General features: G+C 39.8%; 4 protein-coding genes and 2 pseudogenes. 5 read left to right on the top strand and 1 reads right to left on the bottom strand.

All coding sequences use genetic code 11. The features are described 5' to 3' along the window. A pseudogene (locus DDR33_RS24930) lies at positions 1-330 on the top strand (hypothetical protein); the annotation flags it as partial. 16 nt (positions 331-346) lie between these two features. Here the strand turns inward: DDR33_RS24930 and DDR33_RS24925 are convergent. Continuing rightward, a complete protein-coding gene (locus DDR33_RS24925; protein ID WP_109418496.1) occupies positions 347-646 on the bottom strand; it encodes a PD-(D/E)XK nuclease family transposase in 300 nt (99 codons plus the stop codon). 132 nt (positions 647-778) lie between these two features. On the opposite strand from DDR33_RS24925, the gene DDR33_RS24920 reads away from it, so the two are divergent. The 4 genes and pseudogenes from DDR33_RS24920 to DDR33_RS24905 all read left to right on the top strand — a co-directional run. Further along, positions 779-1258 carry a hypothetical protein gene (locus DDR33_RS24920; RefSeq protein WP_146198876.1) on the top strand — a complete coding sequence of 160 codons (480 nt, stop codon included), beginning with the start codon at positions 779-781 and terminating at the stop codon, positions 1256-1258. Positions 1259-1335: 77 nt separating this feature from the next. Further along, positions 1336-1893, top strand: a complete 558-nt coding sequence (locus DDR33_RS24915; protein ID WP_109418494.1) for a suppressor of fused domain protein — start codon at positions 1336-1338, stop codon at positions 1891-1893. A 257-nt stretch (positions 1894-2150) separates the two neighbouring features. After that, positions 2151-2456 (top strand): annotated as a pseudogene (locus DDR33_RS24910) (DUF2750 domain-containing protein); the annotation flags it as partial. Positions 2457-2540: 84 nt separating this feature from the next. Next, positions 2541-3031: Rpn family recombination-promoting nuclease/putative transposase (locus DDR33_RS24905; protein WP_202913848.1), on the top strand; the 491-nt coding region annotated here is incomplete at its 3' end.

Raw genomic sequence — 3031 nt, 5'->3', positions numbered from 1 at the left:
GATCTGGCCCAAAGCAGATATTTCAAACAATTACGTATCTTTGTACAGTTACGAAGCAGTATACAACCACAATTTGAGAAGGTTATGCAAGCAGTAAGTCAATTTTTCCGGGAAGAAAGGGATTTTCTTTTCCAAAGAGGTGAAGCCAGAGGAGCAGAGAAAGAACGGATGATAGCTGAAGCTAAAATACGTGAAGAGCGTACCAAAGCCGAAGCAAAAATGCGTGAGGAGAAATGCGCCATTGCCAGGGCTATGAAAGCCGACGGATTACCAATAGCAAAAATCAGTAAGTTCACTGGTTTAACTTCCGATGAAATAGAAGGGTTGTAGCCGTAACTTCCCTTTCTTAAAATGATAGCCACCATTGCGTGGCTTTTTTTGCGACGGTAGAAAAATAGATGGCATTCTTGTTATCCCATCTGGCTTTTAAATTTGCATCATATAACTTCTTCTTCTCCTTTGGTAATTTACTGTATTCTGCTATATGAAATAACGATTCAAACACCGAGTGATTCAGAACCGCTGGAATCCGGTTAAACCGGCTGAGGTTTTTCAACAGGTACAACCACCAGCCAAAGTCTTTTTCCAACTCAGCCTCTTTTTTTACACAGGTACTCAATTGAATAAATGTAAAGCCTAATTTAATAGGGGAGCTAAATGTTTATTAACCGGTATTTGCGCCTGATCCGGGCAATATTGAAGATAAATAGTCGGAAAATTCATGATTGTTTTTAACTTGGCACAATCGCGGTTATACCTAAATTATTCAACCAGGATCATGAACGTCGTATTTAAGCAAATATCGCAATCCGAATATCAAAGCCGTGATATTCCGGTATTATTTGGTGATGAAATGTTTGATAGGTGTTTCGGGACAATTTCAGATTATACCGGCGAAATTTACAGGCTCGGGTGGAGAAGTGAATTACTGAAACCAGATCTGTACATGGTTGGCGATAGGGCTTTCTGCGTGGGCATAGATCAAGATTTTGCTATTGTCGGATTGGCGGACAAAAAGGTTTATTTGTACTTGAAGCTAGCGTATTTCTTTTATCAAGTCAGGCAATTTAAGAATTTTATTTTCGTCATTACAGAACTTGAGATACTTTTGATTGACATGATGGTATATAAAGTTGTCAGGAAATATGGTCTTCCTGATATATTTAGAAGCATGAGCATTCGCGATAATGGCGACATGATGGTAAGATGTCTGGATGGCAATTGTTTGTCTTTCAGATGGAATCTTGTGCATAACTAACTTTGAATAACAGTGATGTAAGCCAATGGCCTTATTCGCTTCATATTAAAGAGACAAAATTCTGACAGTAAGGGAGTATGGGAGAGTATAAACAAATAGTAACAGACCATTATATTTCAAATTGGGGAGATTGTTTTGAAGAAAAAGTGTGGCAAAAAGGCCCATTGAGAGTACTGGCATCTGATTTTCGAGTCATGAAGTTTAAACCCAGGTCAAGTAGACAAATGTGGACATATGCTACGAATGGAATGTCTTCTTTTGAAATTGCCGTTCCAATTGAACTACATATATTTTCCTCAGTTCAGGATGATAGTATAGTTGAACTATTAGCGGCTGTATGTCATTATCACAGAACCGGAAATCCACTGGATCTTAATCATACAGTCAACTTCGGACGTCCATGGCAGAAGAATTCGAAATCTTCCTACGGTTTGATCTCCCTGCCTTATCTGGACGGTCCGGGACTGGAGAATCTTGATTCAGAAAAAGCAGGCTCCTTACATTTTTATTGGCTTATTCCTGTTACCAAAGAGGAAGTAGAGTTTAAGAAACAGTTTGGAATAGAGGATTTAGAAGCCAGGTTTGAAGAAAGAAAGTTTAATTATCTTGCTCCCGAAAGGGAAAGCGTAGTCTGAAGATAAACATCCTCATATACTATCTTTATAACAAGAGGAGTCACAGGAGGGGTGTTGCTGGTTATGGAGCACGGTTTTATGATGCTCAGGCGGAAAAGTTTACGACAATTCAATGAGGATCGAAGTAACGAGGGCGCTTCGGCATTTTCTTTGAATCTTAATCTTGATTATGTATGAAAATAAATCAAAAAGAAATAGAAAATGTATCTTCTCTAGAGCCATTTAAACGCTATCAACATTTGTAAAAACGAGTTGCCGATACAGAGATACTATATAGCATAGAAAGCTTGGAAGGAGATTGGGCCTCTTCATTCGTTAATGAATACAATCTTTATCCTGTGTGGCCAGCAAAGGAATACGCCTTAAATTGTATGATTGATGAATGGACAGGTTTTAGAGTTATTGAAATTAATATTAACGAATTTCTGAAAAGTACTTTAAAGCGCATAGAGAAAGAAGGCTATTTAATAAATGCGTTCCCTGTTGGAAATAAAACTGGTTTTGTTGTTGATCCTTATGAATTCATAAGAGACATAACAGCGGAATTAGATGGATATGAGTGAGTAGTTCGGCATCTATAACGAAAAACATGACGAAGATCATCTATCCAGCAGCCTGAGACTCCGCACATAACCTTACCTTTGTTTATGCCCGATAATAATCCAAACCGTGGGCAGGGGAACCAGTACGATAAGATTCTGAAAGAGAACCTGGAGGTAACCCTACCCGTCATTATCAGGGAAGTATTAGGAATAGAGGTAGCAGAGATTGAAGAGCTTCCCGATGATATCCAGCACACCAAGGAGCGCAAGCCCGACGTTCTGAAGAAGATCACTACAGTAAATGGTGAAACCTTCATCCTCCAAATCGAATTCCAGGTAAAAAGCGAAGAAGAGCTGGTCTACCGGATGGCCGAATACAGCATCATGCTGATGCGGAAGTACAAGCTGCCGGTCAGGCAGTATGTCATCTTCCTTCGCAAAAGACGGCCATCTATGGCCGTGTCGATAGACACGGAGCACCTAAAGTTCAGCTATCCGCTTCTGCTGATCTCAGAGATGAACTACCGTTTATTTCTCAACTCGGAGAACCCCGAAGTGAAGATGCTGGCCATACTGGCCGACTTTGCAAACACAGA

This window comes from Pararcticibacter amylolyticus (assembly GCF_003130405.1).
Taxonomy (GTDB): domain Bacteria; phylum Bacteroidota; class Bacteroidia; order Sphingobacteriales; family Sphingobacteriaceae; genus Arcticibacter; species Arcticibacter amylolyticus.
This window is presented reverse-complemented; position numbering and strand designations above follow the sequence as displayed.

What these genes read in the sequence shown, in the direction of transcription:
- DDR33_RS24915 (WP_109418494.1), top strand. Translation starts at nt 1,336, where the DNA reads ATGGGAGAGTATAAACAAATAGTAACAGACCATTATATTTCAAATTGG.
- DDR33_RS24920 (WP_146198876.1), top strand. Translation starts at nt 779, where the DNA reads ATGAACGTCGTATTTAAGCAAATATCGCAATCCGAATATCAAAGCCGT.